Genomic DNA, 17,584 nt, shown 5'->3' on the forward strand with positions numbered 1-17,584 from the left:
GGCCCCGGAGCGGGTGTGAGGGTTCCCGGCGCGGGGCCGGGGCGGGCTGTGAGGAGGGGGTGCCGGGGCCGGCCGACCTCAGAAAGCCCTCAGGTAGTTGGACACGGCATGTATCCCGTCCTTAAGGTCCGGACCATGCCAGACATATCGCTGACCGTGCTCGTCGTCCTCTGCCTCGCGGCGTTCGCGGCCGGCTGGATCGACGCCGTGGTCGGCGGCGGCGGACTGCTGCTGCTCCCCGCGCTGCTGCTGGGCCTGCCCTCCGGCACGCCCGCCGCCCACGCGCTCGGCACCAACAAGGCCGTCGCCATCGTCGGCACCTCGGCCGCCGCCGTGACCTACGCCCGCAGGGCCCCCGTCGACGTCCGCACCGCCGTACGCATCGGCGTGGCCGCGCTGGCCGGGTCCTCGGGCGGGGCGTTCCTGGCCGCCGGGATGAGCACCGAGGTCCTCAAGCCGGTGATCATGGTGGTGCTGCTCGCGGTCGGCGCCTTCGTCATCCTGCGCCCCGCCTTCGGCACCGCCCCGGCGGCCGGCCCCGCCTCCCGGCGCCGGATCCTCGCCGCGATCGGCCTCGCCGGCCTCGGCATCGGCTTCTACGACGGACTGATCGGCCCCGGCACCGGCACCTTCCTCGTGCTGACCCTCACCGCGGTCCTCCATCTCGACCTGGTCTCCGCCTCCGCCACCGCCAAGATCGTCAACTGCTGTACCAACGCGGGCGCCCTCGCCACCTTCGCCTGGCAGGGCGCGGTGCTGTGGCAGCTGGCCGGCGTGATGGCCCTGTTCAACCTCGCGGGCGGCACCCTCGGCGCCCGCACGGCCCTGAAGAAGGGCAGCGGGTTCGTCCGCATCGTCCTGCTGACGGTGGTGTTCGCCCTGGTCGCGAACCTGGCGTACGGGCAGTGGGTGGCGTAGGCCCAGCCGCCGAGCCGAGCCGAGCCGAGCCGAGCCGAGCCGAGCCGAGCCGAGCCGAGCCGAGCCGAGCCGAGCCGAGCCGAGCCGAGCCGAGCCGAGCCGAGCCGAGCTGAGCCGGGCCGGGCCGGGCCGGGCCGAGCCGAGCCGAGCCGGGCCGGGCCGAGCTGAGCCGGGCCGAGCCGAGCCGAGCCGAGCCGAGCCGGGCGGGCCGAGCTGAGCCGAGCCGAGCCGGGCCGAGCTGAGCCGAGCCGAGCCGGGCCGAGCCGAGCTGGGCCGGGCCGGGCCAAGCCGGGCAGGGCAGAGGTGAGCCGGGCCAAGCCGGGCAGGGCCGGGCTGAGCCAAGCCGAGCCGGGCCGGGTCGGGCCGGAGCCTTCGCCGCGCCCGGGTCGTGCCCCGGGCCGGGTCCCGGCGTCAGCGGCTGCCCGTCAGGTGGGCGAAGACGACCACGTTGCCCCGGTAGCCGGTGGCGCGCGAGTAGCCGCCGCCGCAGGTGATCACCCGCAGCTCGGGCCGCCGCGCCGCGCCGTAGACCTTCTCGTCGGGGAAGTCCCGCGCGTCGTACACCTCCACGGAGTCGACCGTGAAGACGGCCGTGCCGCCGTCGCCGCGGTCCACCTCCACCGTGGCGCCCTTGCGCAGGGCGCCGAGGCGGTAGAAGACGGCGGGCCCGTCGGCGTTGTCGACGTGCCCCGCGACGATCGCGGTGCCCGTCTCGCCGGGCGTGGTGCCGGCCTCGTACCAGCCGGCCAGGCCGGGCCGCTCGGCGGGCGGGACGTCGAGACTGCCGGAGGCGGTGAGGCCGAGGCCCGTCAGGGGGGCGTCCACCCGGATCGAGGGGACGCGGATCCGGCGTGGCGGGGACGGCGGCAGCGCGGGCGCGGCGGCCGGCTCGCGGTCGGCGGGCTCGGCCTGCGCCTGGGCGGCGGACGGCTGCGGCGGGGCGTGCCCGGCGGCGCCGCTGCCGAGCAGCCAGGCCCCGGAGCACAGGGCGGCCACGGTGACGGCCGCTATCGCGGTGTTGCTGCATCGGCGCACGCGAGCCTCCTTCACGGACCCCGGTCCCCCTCCGGGCCGCGAGGGGCATCGGACCCGGAGGGGGAGGGGACATGCGGTACCGGCGGGACGGACAGCGGAGGGTGTCCGTCAGATCCCATCGCCTCTCGCCCGGCGATGCAGGAGCCAGGTACCGCCCGCGGCGGCGACGGCGAGAGCCGCCACACCGGCCGCGGTCTGCACGGGATCGGGGCCCAAGGCACCACCGACCCCCGTCTTCACACTTCCTCGCGGATGCACCGGCTGCCGCTGCGAGGTCAGCGTCACCACCAGGTCACCCGTCACCTTCCGCCCGCCCCCGGCACAGGCCGCGGTGATCTCGTACGTCCCCGGCTGCGCGCTCGGCGGCACCCGGAACTGTCCGATCGCGTCCCGCTCGTGGGCGCTCGGCGCCAGCGTGAACGCCCCCGCGCCGACCGCGCCGGCGTCGCCCTGCGCCGTACCGCCGTCCGCGCAGGCCGACGTGTTCACGGTGACCCGGTCGCCCGGCACCACCGAGGACGGGTACACCTCCAGGCCGCCGGTCCCGGCGCTGTGGGCGGGCGCGGTGAGCAGCCCCGTGGCGGCGACGGCGAGTGCGCTCCCGGACAGCAGGCGGGCGGTACGGCGCATCGGCGCTCCTTCGGGCTCAGCGGTGGCGGCTGCCCTTCCGAGGTAAGTGGCAGCGGCCCCCGCACGCTTCCTGAGACGCCGTCAGAATTGGGGTGAACGGGTGTCGGACGGACCGGACCGCGCACCGTCGCCGATGCCGTTTCAGCAGGTCAAGGGCGGCGTGCCGGAGTGCCGGGGAAAAGAACCCGAAGGGAGCGGGGCGCGCGTGTGAACGGGTGACCCGGGACTCGTCCGGGCCGGGGCTTGACCTCAAGAAAGCTTGAGGTACGAGGCTGTGGCGCATGCAGACCAACAGCGCGCACGCGCCCCTGAACGTCGCCGTCGTCATCGGCAGCAACCGCCACGGCCGCTTCGGCCCGGTCGTCGCCGACTGGATCCTGGACCACGTCCGCGCCCGCGAGGACCTCGTGCCCGAGGTCGTCGACGTCGCCGGGATCGACCTGCCCACGTCCTTCGCCCGCACCCCCGAGGCGGCCGAGGCCCTCACCGGCGTCACCCCGAAGCTGGCCCGCGCCGACGCGTTCGTCGTCCTGACCCCCGAGTACAACCACTCCTTCCCGGCGGGCCTGAAGAACCTCATCGACTGGCACTACGGCGAGTGGCGCGCCAAACCCGTCGCCGTGGTCTCCTACGGCGGCCTCGCGGGCGGCCTGCGCGCCACCGAACACCTGCGGCAGGTCTTCGCCGAGCTGCACGCCGTCACCGTCCGGGACACCGTCTCCTTCCACAACGCCGGCGGCTCCTTCGACGACTCCGGCCGGCTCAGGGACCCCTCGGGACCGGACGCCGCGGCCAAGGCGATGCTCGACCAACTCGTCTGGTGGGGAAGCGCGTTGCGCGAGGCCAAGGAGCGCCGGCCCTACGCGGCCTGACCCGCCGCCAGGCCCTTCTGACGGATCTCCGCGTCCGACGGATCTCCGCGGCGGCGAGTCGCCCGGCACGCACGCCAGAGCCCTACGGATGCTCGGTGTCCCACGCCGTCCGCGCCGCCGTGATCGCCGGCTTGTGGTCCCGGGACCAGTCCGCGAGCGCGGAGATCATCCCCGAGAGGCTGCTCCCCATCGGGGACAGCCGGTACTCCACCTGCGGCGGCAGGGTCGGGTGGACGATCCGCTCCACGAGCCCGTCCCGGCACAGCCGTTTGGTGGTCAGCGACAGCATCCGCTGCGAGATCCCCGGCACCGCCCGCTCCAACTCGCCGTACCGGCGGCTGCCCTTGGCCAGCTCCACGACCACCAGCACCGTCCACCGGTCGCCCAGCCGGTCCAGCACCTCGCGGATGCCGCAGTCGTCGTCGCCGCACGGCCCCGGCGGCGGTACCTCGCCTACCTGGGAACTTACGGCGGTGTTCGGGGCTGACACGAAAGTGCCTCCTTATGCGACCGCCCGACTCGGCGGATGCTCGGGGTTGTTCGTACACGGGGTCAACACAAGGACGGCTCGGATGATTCTCGTCACCGGTGTTTCCGGCGCCCTCGGCAGGCTCGTGCTCCAGGGACTCACGGCGCTCGACGGAACCGACGTGGTGGCCGGCACCCGCCACGGCGACGGCACCACCGCCCGCCGCGTCGACTTCGACGACCCGGCGAGCCTGGCCACGGGCTTCGCCGGGGTCGACGTACTGGTGATGATCTCGGCCGGATACGCGGAGGACGACGTCGTCATGGCCCGGCACGGCGCGGTCGCCGACGCGGCGGCGGCCGCGGGGGTGCGCCAGGTGATCTACACCAGCCTGGCGGGGTCCGGCGAGCGCACCACGCTCGCCCTCGCGCACCGGTGGACGGAGGCCCGGCTGGCGGCCGGCCCCTTCGACACCACCGTCCTGCGCAACGGCCTCTACGCCGAACTGCTCGGCGCCCTGTCGGCGGGGGCCGCGGCCGAGGCGGCCGGGACGGGGGTGTTCGCCGCCGCGTTCGGCCAGGGGCGCATGTCGGTCGTGGCCCGGCAGGACCTCGCCGACGTCGCCGTACGGGTCGCCGCCGAGGCGGACGGCGCCCTGGCCGCCGGCGGACCCGGCCGGCACGCGGGGCGGACGTACGAACTGGAGGGGGTCACCGCGCTGGGCGGCGAGGACGTGGCCGGCCTGCTGGGCGGGCGGTACGGCGGTCCGGTCGCGTACCGTCCGCTCTCCCTCACCGAGGCGCGCTCGGGGCTCGCGGGGCAGGGGCTGGAGGACTACCAGGTCACCCACACCCTGTCCCTGCTCTCCAACACGGGCGCCGGCTTCCTCCGGGCGCGGGACTCCGACCTGCCGGGGCTGCTGGGCGCGGCGCCCCGTCCGGTGGGCGACCTGGTGGCGGAGGCCGCCCGAGGAGCCTGACCGTGGACGGCGGCCCCCAAGTTCCAGGGAAGCGTGGTCAGTTCACCCCGACCGCGCTCCAGGCCGCCCCCACCGCCGCGTACTCCGTGCCGCCCGCGCCGTAGAGGTCCTTCGCGGCGCTCAGGGTCGCCGTGCGCGCGCCCGCGTAGTTCGTCGACGACGTCATGTAGACGGTCAGAGCCCGGTACCAGATCGCGCCCAACCTGTCCCGGCCGATCCCCGTCACCGTGGAGCCGTCGCAGGTCGGCGAGTTGTGCGCGACCCCGCCGATCGTCCGCGCACCGCTGCCCTCCGCCAGCAGATAGGCGAAGTGGTTGCCGATGCCCGAGGAGTGGTGGACGTCGAGCGAGGCGGTCTTCGTGGTCCAGCAGTCCTGCGAACTGCCGTCCGCGCTCGGCCGGTCCATCCGGCGCAGCGCCTCGCGCCCCAGCCCGTCCCGGACGGTCTTCTCGCCGATCAGATAGTCCCCGGGGTCCGAGGCGTTCGCCGCGTGGAACTCCACCAGCGTGCCGAAGACATCCGACGTCGCCTCGTTGAGGCCCCCGGACTCACCCGAGTACGTCAGCGCCGCCGTCTTCGAGGTCACGCCGTGCGTCATCTCGTGGCCCGCCACGTCCAGGGAGACCAGCGGTCCGAGGGTCGTCCCGTCGCCGTCGCCGTAGGTCATGCAGAAGCAACCGTCGTCCCAGAAGGCGTTGTTGTAGCGGTTGCCGTAGTGCACCCGGTTGTAGGAGCCCTTGCCGTCGCCCGCGATGCCTTCGCGTCCGTGCACGGACGCGAAGTAGTCCCAGGTGGTGTCGGTGCCGTACTGCGCGTCCACGGCGACCGTCGCGCGGTTCGCCGCCGTGCCGGTGCCCCAGTGGTTGTCGGCGTCCGTGAAGACCGTCGCGGGGGCCCGGGTGAGGCAGACCGTGCCGAGCAGGCAGAGGTCGGACCGGCCGGCCGCGTCACCCGTCCAAGTGCCGCCCCGGGAGGCGTCCTTGAGCTGGTACGCCGATCCCGAGAGGGTCGTGTCCAGGGACACCGTGCCGCCGTACAGGGACTTGCCGTCGCCGGACGCCGTCTCCAGGGTGTCCCAGGCGTCGAGCTGCGCGCCGGAGCGGGCGTCGGTCAGTACGGTCCGTCCGACCGGGTTGCCCCGCCCGTCCCGGGCGACGGCCTCGGTCCGCCAGGCTAGCTTCGGCGCGCCGTGCAGGGCGTCGACCACCAGCCTTGTTTTCGCGGTGAGTTGACGCAGGGCCTCGCCGAGGTGGGCGGCGCGGGTCGCGGAGAGCGCGGGACTCACCCCGGCGGCCGGGACGACGGACCCCCGCACCGCCCGCGAGGCGGCCCGGTAGTTCCCGTCCGGGTCGAGGTGGACGACGAAGTCGCCGCCCAGCACCGGGAGTCGGCGGTAGGTCCGGTCGTAGCGCACATGCTGGCTGCCGTCGCTGTCGACGACGACGTCCCGGACCTCGGTGTCCTGCCCGGCGGTCAGTCCGAGGGCGGCCGCGTGGTCGGTGAGGGCGCGGGCCGCGTTCTCGACGGCGGCGGCGCGGGTGGGGGTTTCGGCGGCGCCGGCGGCCGGGACGAGCGTCGCGGCGAGCAGGCCGGCGGCGGTGACGGCCGCCGCGGCGACGGCGGGACGGGAACCTCGGACGTGCGGCCGTATCCGGCTCATGGAACTCCTCGGGGACACGCCAGGACAGGGGCGCGGGGTGTGGGGGGCGATCTTGTCCTGCGATTCAAGGGGCCATGACATATCGGTGGCCAGGGCCGTCCCGTGGAGATGTGTGAGAGGACAGAATCGTTTCTGTGACCCTCTCGTTCTTCGTCTACGGCACCCTCCGCCCCGGAGAGCCCAACCACCACGCCTTCCTCCGCGGCCGCACGCTCACGGAGGAACCGGCCACCCTGCCCGGCGCCCTGCTCTACGACGGCCCCGGCTACCCCTACCTCGTGGAGGAACCCGGCGCCCGGGTCCACGGCGACCTGGTCACGGCCCGCCCCGAGGAGTACCCGGCGCTGCTCATATCGCTGGACCGGCTGGAGGAGTTCACCCCGGGAGACCCGCGCAACCTCTACGAACGGGTCGAACGGGAGGTGACCACCGGCACGGGCCGCACCCGCGCCTGGGTGTACCTGGCCGCCCCCGCGATCGCCGCCCGCCTACGGGCGCACGGCACGGTCATCGAGAGCGGCGACTGGTCCCTACGACGCTGAACCTGCGCCGACGCCGACGGGCTCGGCCGAATCGGCCCCGGCGTAACCGGAGTTCGCGACCGCCTCCACGCGCACCGCGCACGACTTGAACTCCGGCATCCGCGACGTCGGGTCCAGCGCCGGGTTGGTCAGGGTGTTCGCGCGGCCCTCGCCCGCCCAGTGGAACGGCATGAAGACCGTGTCGGGCCGGATCGCGGTCGTGATGCGGGCCGGCGCCACCGCCCGCCCGCGGCGGGAGACCACCGCCACCGGGTCGCCCTCGGCCGCCCCGAGCCGCGCCGCCAGCCGCGGGTGCAGCTCCACGAACGGGCCCGGAGCCGCCGCGTTCAGCTCGTCCACCCGGCGGGTCTGCGCCCCGGACTGGTACTGCGACACCACCCGCCCGGTCGTCAGCAGCACCGGGTACTCGTCGTCCGGCTCCTCGGCCGTCGCCCGGTGTGCCACGGGCGCGAACCGGGCCCGCCCGTCCGGCGTGGCGAACCGGTCGAGGAAGAGCCGCGGAGTCCCGGGGTGGACCGCCTCCTGTGCCGGGCACGGCCAGAACACCCCGTTCTCCTCGGCGAGCCTGCGGTAGGTGATCCCCGAGTAGTCGGCGAGGCCGCCCGCGCTGGCCCGGCGCAACTCCTCGAAGACCTCCTCCGCGTCCGTCGGGAAGCCCTTCTCCACCCCGAGCCGGCCGGCCAGTTCGTGCATGACCTCCAGGTCGCTGCGGATGCCCTCGGGCGCGGTGATCGCCCGGCGGCGCAGCAGCACCCGCCCCTCCAGGTTGGTCGTCGTGCCCGTCTCCTCCGCCCACTGCGTCACCGGCAGCACGACGTCCGCCAGCGCCGCCGTCTCCGAGAGCACCACGTCACAGACGGCGAGGAAGTCGAGCGACTTGATCCGCTCCTCGATGTGCGCGGCACGCGGCGCCGACACCACCGGGTTGGACCCCATCAGCAGCAGCGCGCGGATGTCCGTGCCGAGCGCGTCCAGCAGCTCGTACGCACTGCGCCCCGGACCCGGCAGCGAGTCGGGGTCGACGCCCCACACCCCGGCGACATGGCGCCGCGCCTCGGGGTCGTCCAGCTTGCGGTACCCGGGCAACTGGTCGGCCTTCTGGCCGTGTTCGCGCCCGCCCTGCCCGTTGCCCTGGCCGGTGAGGCAGCCGTAGCCGGACAGCGGGCGGCCCGCCCGGCCGGTCGCCAGGCAGAGGTTGATCCAGGCGCCCACCGTGTCGGTGCCCTTGGACTGCTGCTCCGGGCCGCGCGCGGTGAGCACCATCGCCGCCTCCGGCTCGCAGAACATCCTTACCGCTTCCCGCAGTTCGGGCACGGACACCCCGGTGATCCGCTCCACGTACTCGGGCCAGTGGGCCAGCGCCTCCGCGCGGGCCTCCTCCCAGCCGGTGGTCCGCTCGCGGATGTACTCCTCGTCCGTGCGCCCCTCGGCGACGACCAGGTGCAGCAGCCCCAGCGCCAGCGCCAGGTCCGTGCCGGGCCGCGGCGCCAGGTGCAGATCGGCCTGCTCGGCGGTCCGAGTGCGGCGCGGGTCGACGACGATCAGGGTGCCGCCGTTCTCCCGCAGCTCGTGGAAGTACCGCATCGACGGCGGCATCGTCTCGGCCGGGTTGGAGCCGACGAGGATCACACAGCCCGTCCTCGGGATGTCCTCCAGCGGGAACGGCAGCCCGCGGTCCACACCGAACGCCTTCATCCCGGCGGCCGCGGCGGACGACATGCAGAAGCGGCCGTTGTAGTCGATCTGCGAGGTGCCGAGCACCACCCGGGCGAACTTGCCAAGCGTGTACGCCTTCTCGTTGGTCAGACCGCCGCCGCCGAAGACCCCGCACGCGTCCGGGCCGTGCTCCGCCCGCGTCCGGCCCAGCTCCGCGGCGATCCGGTCCAGGGCCTCCTCCCAGGAGGCCGGCACCAGAGTCCCCTCGCGGCGCACCAAGGGCGAGGTGAGACGGACGCTCGACGACAGCACCTCGGGCGCCGTACGGCCCTTGCCGCACAGCGCGCCCCGGTTCACCGGGAAGTCCGCACGCTCGCCGACCTCGACCGTGCCGTCCGGTACGGGCGTCAGATTCATCCCGCACTGCAGGGCGCAGTAGGGACAGTGCGTGGGCGTGACGGTGTTCTGCATACCGTCCAGCGTGCTTCGGCCGTGTTACGTGCCGTGTCCGCGGTTTGTTACGCCGAGTCGACGGCGATCTCCCCGCCCGCCCCCGTCCGCGGTGAGGCGCCCGCCCGTCCCGCCCTTCACCGCCCGGCGGCCAGGGCGTCCCCCACGCCCGGCTCGCGCGGCCCGAGGAAGCGGGGATCGGGCCGCAGCACCACGTCCAGCGCCGCCTTGCCCGCCGCGAGGACCTCCCGGGTGCCGCCGTAGTACCAGGTGGAGTCGTGCCGCTCGTCCACGCCGACGCCGTACGAGGTGACCCCCGCCGCCTCGCACAGGGCCACCGCCCGCCGGATGTGGAAGCCCTGGCTGATCAGCACGGCCTCGTCCACCCCGAAGATCTTCTTCGCGCGGATGCAGGAGTCCCAGGTGTCGAAGCCCGCGTAGTCGCTGACGATCCTGGCGTCCGGCACGCCGTGCCGGGTCAGGTAGCCGCGCATCGCGTCCGGCTCGTCGTAGTCCGTACGGCTGTTGTCGCCGGTGACCAGGACGACCTTCACCCGCCCCGCCCGGTACAGCTCCGCCGCCGCGTCCAGGCGGTGCGCGAGGTACGGGGACGGCTCGCCCTGCCACAGGCCCGCGCCGAAGACCACGGCGACGTCGGTGCGCGGCGCGTCGGCGAGCGTGCGCAGACGGTCGCCCGTGGACAGGCGCATCCAGGTCGCCGGGAGCAGTGCCAGCACGCACGCCGCCATCAGCGCCTGCGCCAGCCGGCGCCGTCCGGTCCGGGTGCGGGGCAGGCGGGGGCGGCGGATCCTCATACGGTGCAGGACGCCCCGGGCGGGGCCCCGGTTGCGTGGTGGGGGCTGCTCACATCGGGGTACCCGGTGCGGTGAACCCGTGGAAAACACCCGTGACGCCCGTGCAACGGAGCGGCAACCTCGGCCCTCCACCATCGGTTCATGACGGCGTCGAAACACCTTCACGACGAGTCCACGTCCCTCGACAGTACGGCGACCCTCATGAACCGGATCAGCAGCCAGCTCGCCAGCCAGCTCAGCCTCGTCTCGCTCGACGGCCGGCGCCGCGCCACCCAGCCCCCGCTCGTGGTCGTGGCCCACGGCAGCCGCGACCCCCGGGCCCTCAGCACCGTCCGCGGACTCCTTCAGCGGGTCCGCGAGGCCCGGCCGGGGCTGGACGTGCGGCTCGGCCACATCGAACTGAACGCGCCGCTCCTGCCGGACACGCTCGCGGAACTCGACTCCGACGAGGCCGTGCTGGTGCCGTTGCTGCTCAGCCGCGGCTACCACGTCAAGCGGGACATCCCGGAGATGGCCGCCGGGTCCGGGGTACGGGCCCGGGTGGCCGACGCGCTGGGGCCCCACCCCTACCTGGTCGAAGCCCTCCGCGACCGGCTCGACGAGGCCGGCTGGGGGCGGACGCCGGGCACGGCGGTGGTGCTGGCCGCGGCCGGGTCCCGGGACCCGGAGTCCCGCACGGACACCGGACGTACGGCCTCCCTGCTCTCGGAGCGGCTGGGTGTGCCGGTTCTCACGGCGTACGCCAGCACGGCCGGGCCCACGGTGCCGGAGGCCGTCGAGCGGCTCCGCTCCCTCGGGCACCGGCGGATCGCCGTGGCCTCGTACTTCACCGCGCCCGGCCGCTTCGCGACGGAGTGCGCGGCGCAGGCCCCCTGGATCGTCTCGGCCCCCCTGGGCACCCACCCGGCGATGGCCCGCCTCCTCCTGCACCGCTACGACCGCTGCCTGCCGGACCGAATGAACGCCGCAGCATGACCGCGCCGCGGCCCACCAGCCACGCAGTTCCCCGCGCCCCTGGAAGGTCGGCCGCGGCGCCGTCGTGGTTGTTCGCGCAGTTCCCCGCGCCCCTGGAAGGTCGGCCGCGGCGCCGTCGTGGTTGTTCGCGCAGTTCCCCGCGCCCCTGGGTGGGTGGGGGCGGGTGTGGGTTGGTCGGTGGGCGGTCGGTGGGGGCCGAGGGCGCGAGGTGTGGCTTCTGAGGGGCGCGGGGAACTGCGCGACCAGCCACAACGCGCCCGCAGGTGAACGAGGAACTCCCGGTGCGCCTGGGGTCCGGGGGCGAGGGGCGTTGTTTTTAGGGGCGCGGGGAACTGCGCGATCGGCCGCCGCGTGCCCGCGGGCGAACGACGGGCAGGGGCGCCGCCGCTTAGGGTCGACGCATGGCGCACGAGAACCACACCCCACCCGTTGGTTACGACCCGACGTCAGTCGCCCGCTGGGCGCAGGAGCCCGACAAGCGCCCAGGACGCACCGCGTTCCAGCGCGACCGGGCAAGGGTGCTGCACTCCTCGGCGCTCCGCAGACTCGCCGGAAAGACGCAGGTCGTCACCCCCGGCACCCGGAGCCAGGCATGGGACGCCAGCCCACGGACCCGCCTCACCCACTCCCTGGAGTGCGCCCAGGTAGGCCGAGAACTCGGCGAAGCCCTCGGCTGCGACCCCGACCTCGTGGAGGCCGCCTGCCTCTCCCACGACCTGGGCCACCCCCCCTTCGGCCACAACGGAGAACACGCGCTCAACGAGTTCGCCGAGGACATCGGCGGTTTCGAGGGCAACGCCCAGTCACTGCGCCTGCTCACCCGCATCGAACCCAAGCGCTTCACCCCGGAGGGCTCCGTCGGGCTCAACCTCACCCGCGCCACCCTCGACGCCGCCACCAAGTACCCCTGGCCCCGCGGCGCCCACCCCACCGACCCGGCCTCCCCGAAGTTCGGCGTCTACGACGACGACCGGCCGGTCTTCGACTGGGTCCGCGAGGCCGCACCCGGCACCCGCGCCACCTTCGAGGCACAGGTCATGGACTGGTCCGACGACGTGGCGTACTCCGTGCACGACGTCGAGGACGGCCTGCACGCGGGCCATGTCGACCCCAACTGCCTGCACGCCGAGCCGGAGCGCCGGGCCGTGTTCGAGGTGGCCGTCGGCCGGTACGTACCCGAGGACACCGACCCCGCCGAACTCGCCGAGGCCCTCGACCGGCTCCAGGACCAGCCCTGGTGGCCGCACGGCTACGACGGCACCGCGGCCGCGCAGGCCAGGCTGAAGGACGCCACCAGCCAGCTCATCGGCCGGTTCTGCCTGGCCGCCGAGCGCGCCACCCGCGCCGCGTACGGCGGCGGCCGGCTCACCCGCTACGGCGCCGAACTCGTCGTACCGCGCGAGACCCGGCTGGAGTGCGCCGTACTGAAGGCCGTCGCCGACCGGTACGTCATGCAGCGCGCCGAGCAGGAGCGGCTCCGCGCCGACCAGCGGATCGTGGTGGCCGAACTCGCCGAGGCGCTCACCGCGCGCGCACCGGAGGGACTGGACCCGCAGTTCCGGGCGCTGTTCGACGCGGGCCCCGACGACCGGGCGCGCAAGCGGGTGATCGTGGACCAGATCGCGTCCCTCACCGACGCCTCGGCCCGTTCGCTTCACATGCGCCTGACGGGGCACCCGTGAACAACGGGGGGACACGACTGGGCACGAGCGAAGCGAAACAAACTCGAATGTGACCCTCCGTGGCCTGATCGGGCCACTCCCTCTTCCCCCATCACACTCCGTGCGGGACGCTCCCATGTGGCGGCACCCTTACGAGGAGGCATCAAGTGGTCGACGCGGATCAGACATTCGTCATCGTCGGAGGCGGACTCGCCGGCGCGAAGGCGGCCGAGACGCTGCGGGCGGAGGGCTTCACGGGCCGGGTGATACTGATCAGCGACGAACGCGACCACCCCTACGAGCGCCCACCGCTGTCCAAGGGCTACCTCCTCGGCAAGGAGGAGCGCGAGAGCGTCTTCGTGCACGAGCCCGCCTGGTACGCGCGCAACGACATCGAACTGCACCTCGGCCAGACCGTCGACGCCATCGACCGCACGGCGAAGACCGTCCGCTTCGGCGAGGACGGCACCGTCGTCCACTACGACAAACTGCTGATCACGACCGGCGCCGAGCCCCGCAGGCTGGACATCCCCGGCACCGACCTGGCCGGCGTCCACCATCTGCGCCGGCTCGCGCACGCCGAGCGGCTCAAGGGCGTGCTGGCCGCCCTCGGCCGGGACAACGGCCACATCGTGATCGCCGGGGCCGGCTGGATCGGCCTGGAGGTCGCCGCGGCCGCCCGGGAGTACGGCGCCGAGGTCACCGTCGTCGAGGCGGAGCCGACCCCGCTGCACGGCGTGCTCGGCCCGGAGCTGGGCCAGCTCTTCGCCGAACTCCACCGCGAGCACGGGGTGCGCTTCCACTTCGGGGCGCGGCTCACCGAGATCGCCGGACAGGACGGGGTGGTCCTGGCCGCCCGCACCGACGACGGCGAGGAGCACCTGGCGCACGCCGTGCTCGCCGCGATCGGCGCCGCGCCCCGCACCGGGCTCGCCGAGGCCGCCGGGCTGGAGCTGGCCGCCCGCGAGCACGGCGGCGGCATCGCCGTCGACGAGCGGCTGCGCACCTCCGACCCCGACATCCACGCCGCCGGCGACGTCGCGTCCTTCCCGCACGCCCTGTTCGGCACCGCCCTGCGGGTCGAGCACTGGGCCAACGCCCTCAACGGCGGCCCGGCCGCGGCCCGCGCCATGCTCGGCCGGGACGGCGCCTACGACCGGGTCCCCTACTTCTTCTCCGACCAGTACGACCTCGGCATGGAGTACTCGGGCTGGGCGCCCCCCGGTTCCTACGACGAGGTCGTGATCCGCGGGGACGCCGGCAAGCGCGAGTTCATCGCCTTCTGGCTGAAGGAGGGCCGGGTGCTCGCCGGGATGAACGTGAACGTGTGGGACGTCACAGAGCCCGTCCAGCGGCTGATCCGGACCGGCGTCCGGGTGACCGCGGAGGCCCTGGCCGACCCGCACACCGCGCTGGACGGCCTCGCGCCGTAGCGGGCGAGAGGTCCGCGACGGTCGCCGGTCGGCCGACGGGAGTGTCCGTCCTGCCCCGTAGAATCACCTCGTGGCAGGACGGATCAACGACGAGGACGTGAAGGCGGTTCGGGACGCGGTCCCGATCGACGCCGTGGTGTCCGAGTACCTCCAGCTGCGCAACGCGGGCGGCGGCAACCTCAAGGGGCTGTGCCCGTTCCACGACGAGAAGTCGCCCTCCTTCCAGGTCAGCCCCGCCAAGGGGCTCTTCCACTGCTTCGGCTGCCAGGAGGGCGGCGACACCATCACCTTCGTGATGAAGGTCGACCACCTCTCCTTCTCCGAGGCCGTCGAGCGGCTCGCCGCCCAGGCCGGCATCACGCTGCGCTACGAGGAGGGCGGCTACAACCCCTCCCACCAGCGCGGCGAACGGATCCGCCTGGTCGAGGCCCACAAGATCGCCGCCGACTGGTACGCCGAGCAGCTCGCCGTCGGTCCCGAGGCCGAGACCGGCCGGATCTTCCTCGCCGAGCGCGGCTTCGACCAGGCCGCCGCCGTCCACTTCGGCGTCGGCTACAGCCCGCAGGGCTGGGACCACCTCACCCGCTTCCTGCGCGGCAAGGGCTTCACCGACAAGGAACTGATCCTCTCCGGCCTCTCCCAGGAAGGCCGCCGCGGCCCCATCGACCGCTTCCGGGGCCGGCTGATGTGGCCGATCCGCGACATCGGCGGCGAGGTCGTCGGCTTCGGCGCCCGCAAGCTCTACGAGGCCGACAACGGCCCCAAGTACCTGAACACCCCCGACACGGCGATCTACAGGAAGAGCCACGTCCTGTACGGCATCGACCTCGCCAAGAAGGACATCGCCAAGGCGTCCCGCGCGGTCGTCGTCGAGGGCTACACCGACGTCATGGCCTGCCACCTCGCCGGCGTCACCACCGCCATCGCCACCTGCGGCACCGCGTTCGGCGCCGACCACATCAAGATCCTGCGCCGGCTGCTGATGGACAACGGCTCGGCCCGCGTGATCTTCACCTTCGACGGCGACGCGGCCGGCCAGAAGGCGGCCCTGCGCGCCTTCGAGGACGACCAGAAGTTCGCCGCCGAGACCTACATCGCCATCGCCCCCGACGGCATGGACCCCTGCGAACTGCGCCTGGCCAAGGGCGACGAGGCCGTCGCCGAACTCGCCGAACCCCGCACCCCCCTCTTCGAGTTCGCGCTCCGCCAGATCGTCGTCCGCTACGACCTCGACACCCCGGCGGGCCGCGCCGCCGCCCTGGACGAGGCCGCCCCGATCGTCGCCCGCATCAAGAACAGCGGCGCCCAGCACGAGGTCGCCGTCCAGCTCGCCGGGATGCTCGGCATCCTCGACACCCAGTTCGTCGTCAAGCGGGTTGCGCAGCTGGCCCGTTGGGCCCGCGACCGCGGCGGCAAGGGCCCGGCCCCGGCACGCGGACCCCAGCAGCAGTATGACGCCGCCCCGCGGACCGCTGCCGGGGGCCCCGCGCTCAACCTCCGCAACCCCGTCTACGCCACCGAGCGCGAACTGCTCAAACTGGCCCTCCAGCGTCCGGAGTTGGTCTCCCCGGCCTTCGACGCGTACGGCGTCGACGAGTTCACCGCCGCCCCCTACGCCGCCGTGCGCCAGGCGGTCATGGAGGCGGGCGGCGCCGAGTACGGCGTCCAGGACGCGCAGGACTACCTGGTCCGGGTGCGGGACGCCGCCCCCGACGACGCGGTCCGCGCGATGGTGACCGAGCTGGCCGTCGAGGCGATCATGCGGCGCACGGTCGACGAGAACTACGCGGGCGAACAGCTCGTCACGGTCCGCCGCCGGGCCGTCGAGCGCCGTATCCGCGACATCCAGTCCCAGATGACCCGGCTCTCGGCCGGCGGGGACCCGGCCGAACTGGCCGCCGTCCAGAACGAACTGTGGGTCCTCCAGCAGTACGACCAGGCCCTCCGCGCCCACGGAGCCGGCGCCCTCTAGCCCCACCGGGCCGCCCCAAGGCAGCACGCCGTCACGGGCCGGACGCAAAAAGTCACCGCACGCCCCTCGTGGCGGCGATGTGTCGTACCCCACACTGGGTTCCGGTGCCTGAGTCCTCGGAGCGCGGCCGACCCGTCCCCCACGGGTCCGACACCCCCGCGGTTCCGCTCATCGCGTACAGGACGGACAGCGACGGCGAGGCCGCCGACTCCGCCCTCGAAACCGCGCTGCCGCACACCTCAGCAGCGATCATCCTGGAGGTCGCCCCCGTGCAGACCCAGACCCTCACCCAGACCGCCACCGGTACGGACGGCACGGAACCGGACGGAGAGGCCGACGTCCTCGTCGCGGTGCCCCCGCAGAACCGTGCCGCGCTCCACCCCGAGGGCGAGCCCGCCGTCCTCGAGGAGCCGCCCCCCGAGCCCGTCAGGGCTCCCCGCGCCGACACCGGCGGCCCGTCCTCGGACCTGTTCCGCCAGTACCTGCGGGAGATCGGCCGGATCCCCCTGCTCACGGCGGCGGAGGAGGTCGAACTGGCCCGCCGTGTCGAGGCCGGCCTGTTCGCCGAGGAGAAGCTCTCCAGCACCCCCGACCTGGACATCGAGCTGGCGCTGGACCTGGACCGCCTGGTGGTCATGGGCCGGATGGCCAAGCGCCGCCTGATCGAGGCGAACCTGCGGCTCGTGGTCTCCGTCGCCAAACGCTACGTCGGCCGCGGCCTGACCATGCTGGACCTGGTCCAGGAGGGCAACCTGGGCCTGATCCGGGCGGTGGAGAAGTTCGACTACGCCCGCGGCTACAAGTTCTCCACGTACGCCACCTGGTGGATCCGCCAGGCCATGTCCCGGGCGCTGGCCGACCAGGCCCGCACGATCCGCGTCCCCGTGCATGTCGTCGAGCTGATCAACCGGGTCGTCCGGGTGCAGCGCCGCATGCTCCAGGAACGCGGCTACGAGCCGACGGCGGAGGAGGTGGCCGACCACCTGGACCTGGCTCCGGAACGGGTCGGCGAGGTCCTGCGCCTGGCCCAGGAACCCGTCTCCCTGCACGCCCCGGTGGGCGAGGAGGACGACGTGGCCCTCGGCGACCTCATCGAGGACGGCGACGCGGCGAGCCCCGTCGAATCGGCGGCGTTCCTGCTGCTCAGGGAACACCTGGAGGCGGTCCTCTCCACCCTCGGTGAACGCGAGCGCAAGGTCGTCCAGCTCCGCTACGGCCTCGCCGACGGCCGCCCCCGCACCCTGGAGGAGATAGGCCGCATCTTCGGCGTCACCAGGGAACGCATACGCCAGATCGAATCCAAAACCCTCAACAAACTGAGGGACCACGCCTTCGCAGACCAACTGAGGGGCTACCTGGACTGACCACACCCCAAAGCGGCGGGAAAGTCGCCGACCGGGGGCGCCTGCTCCGACGGGAAGGGGCGCGGGGAACTGCGCGACCGGCCACGACGGCGCCGCAGCCGTCCGACAACCGACTGCGGCTGCTCGCCGGCTGGGGGCGCCTGCTCCGACGGA

At 73.8% G+C, this 17,584-nt stretch carries 15 protein-coding genes; 9 read left to right on the top strand and 6 right to left on the bottom strand.

The window, feature by feature from the left end; genetic code table 11:
• Nucleotides 1–135 precede the first annotated feature (135 nt).
• The gene (locus ABT296_RS16490) at nt 136–918 is read left to right on the top strand and encodes a sulfite exporter TauE/SafE family protein (RefSeq protein WP_351927720.1); all 783 of its coding nucleotides are present in this window, start codon (nt 136–138) and stop codon (nt 916–918) included.
• 411 nt (nt 919–1,329) lie between these two features.
• Here the strand turns inward: ABT296_RS16490 and ABT296_RS16495 are convergent, their stop codons facing one another.
• Together ABT296_RS16495 and ABT296_RS16500 are read right to left on the bottom strand one after the other, a co-directional pair.
• Nucleotides 1,330–1,953 (bottom strand): class F sortase, encoded by a 624-nt coding sequence (locus ABT296_RS16495; protein ID WP_351927722.1) that lies wholly within the window; start codon nt 1,951–1,953, stop codon nt 1,330–1,332.
• Nucleotides 1,954–2,061: 108 nt separating this feature from the next.
• Nucleotides 2,062–2,583, bottom strand: a complete 522-nt coding sequence (locus ABT296_RS16500) for a GVDTG sorting domain-containing protein (RefSeq protein WP_351927724.1) — start codon at nt 2,581–2,583, stop codon at nt 2,062–2,064.
• A gap of 281 nt (nt 2,584–2,864) precedes the next feature.
• Here ABT296_RS16500 and ABT296_RS16505 point away from each other — a divergent pair, with 281 nt between their 5' ends.
• On the top strand, nt 2,865–3,455 hold the full coding sequence (locus ABT296_RS16505) for an NADPH-dependent FMN reductase (RefSeq protein ID WP_351927726.1): 591 nt from the start codon (nt 2,865–2,867) through the stop codon (nt 3,453–3,455).
• 82 nt (nt 3,456–3,537) lie between these two features.
• Here the strand turns inward: ABT296_RS16505 and ABT296_RS16510 are convergent, their stop codons facing one another.
• On the bottom strand, nt 3,538–3,945 hold the full coding sequence (locus ABT296_RS16510) for a winged helix-turn-helix transcriptional regulator (RefSeq protein WP_351927728.1): 408 nt from the start codon (nt 3,943–3,945) through the stop codon (nt 3,538–3,540).
• Nucleotides 3,946–4,027: 82 nt separating this feature from the next.
• Between ABT296_RS16510 and ABT296_RS16515 the strand changes: the two genes are divergently transcribed.
• On the top strand, nt 4,028–4,903 hold the full coding sequence (locus tag ABT296_RS16515) for a Rossmann-fold NAD(P)-binding domain-containing protein (protein WP_351927730.1): 876 nt from the start codon (nt 4,028–4,030) through the stop codon (nt 4,901–4,903).
• A gap of 37 nt (nt 4,904–4,940) precedes the next feature.
• On the opposite strand, the gene ABT296_RS16520 is transcribed toward ABT296_RS16515, so the two are convergent.
• On the bottom strand, nt 4,941–6,563 hold the full coding sequence (locus ABT296_RS16520; protein ID WP_351927732.1) for a M4 family metallopeptidase: 1,623 nt from the start codon (nt 6,561–6,563) through the stop codon (nt 4,941–4,943).
• 134 nt (nt 6,564–6,697) lie between these two features.
• Between ABT296_RS16520 and ABT296_RS16525 the strand changes: the two genes are divergently transcribed.
• On the top strand, nt 6,698–7,105 hold the full coding sequence (locus ABT296_RS16525; RefSeq protein WP_351927734.1) for a gamma-glutamylcyclotransferase family protein: 408 nt from the start codon (nt 6,698–6,700) through the stop codon (nt 7,103–7,105).
• Here the strand turns inward: ABT296_RS16525 and ABT296_RS16530 are convergent.
• On the bottom strand, nt 7,094–9,232 hold the full coding sequence (locus tag ABT296_RS16530; RefSeq protein ID WP_351927736.1) for a molybdopterin oxidoreductase family protein: 2,139 nt from the start codon (nt 9,230–9,232) through the stop codon (nt 7,094–7,096). The two genes, ABT296_RS16525 and ABT296_RS16530, sit on opposite strands and share 12 nt — an antisense overlap.
• 116 nt (nt 9,233–9,348) lie before the next feature.
• Entirely contained in the window at nt 9,349–10,026 is a 678-nt protein-coding gene (locus ABT296_RS16535) for a SanA/YdcF family protein (RefSeq protein WP_502977261.1), read from the bottom strand.
• 141 nt (nt 10,027–10,167) lie between these two features.
• Between ABT296_RS16535 and ABT296_RS16540 the strand changes: the two genes are divergently transcribed.
• The 5 genes from ABT296_RS16540 to ABT296_RS16560 all read left to right on the top strand — a co-directional run bounded on the left by ABT296_RS16540 (nt 10,168) and on the right by ABT296_RS16560 (nt 17,431).
• Nucleotides 10,168–11,001 carry a sirohydrochlorin chelatase gene (locus tag ABT296_RS16540; protein WP_351927738.1) on the top strand — a complete coding sequence of 278 codons (834 nt, stop codon included), beginning with the start codon at nt 10,168–10,170 and terminating at the stop codon, nt 10,999–11,001.
• Nucleotides 11,002–11,402: 401 nt separating this feature from the next.
• Nucleotides 11,403–12,683 (top strand): deoxyguanosinetriphosphate triphosphohydrolase, encoded by a 1,281-nt coding sequence (locus ABT296_RS16545; protein WP_351927740.1) that lies wholly within the window; start codon nt 11,403–11,405, stop codon nt 12,681–12,683.
• A gap of 146 nt (nt 12,684–12,829) precedes the next feature.
• Complete coding sequence (locus ABT296_RS16550) at nt 12,830–14,095, top strand: NAD(P)/FAD-dependent oxidoreductase (RefSeq protein WP_351927742.1); 1,266 nt, start codon at nt 12,830–12,832, stop codon at nt 14,093–14,095.
• 70 nt (nt 14,096–14,165) lie between these two features.
• On the top strand, nt 14,166–16,067 hold the full coding sequence (gene dnaG / locus ABT296_RS16555) for a DNA primase (RefSeq protein WP_351927744.1): 1,902 nt from the start codon (nt 14,166–14,168) through the stop codon (nt 16,065–16,067).
• 104 nt (nt 16,068–16,171) lie between these two features.
• The gene (locus tag ABT296_RS16560) at nt 16,172–17,431 is read left to right on the top strand and encodes an RNA polymerase sigma factor (protein ID WP_351927746.1); all 1,260 of its coding nucleotides are present in this window, start codon (nt 16,172–16,174) and stop codon (nt 17,429–17,431) included.
• The last annotated feature ends 153 nt before the right edge of the window (nt 17,432–17,584 follow it).

This window comes from Streptomyces sp. NPDC000983 (assembly GCF_040299205.1).
Lineage (GTDB): Bacteria > Actinomycetota > Actinomycetes > Streptomycetales > Streptomycetaceae > Streptomyces.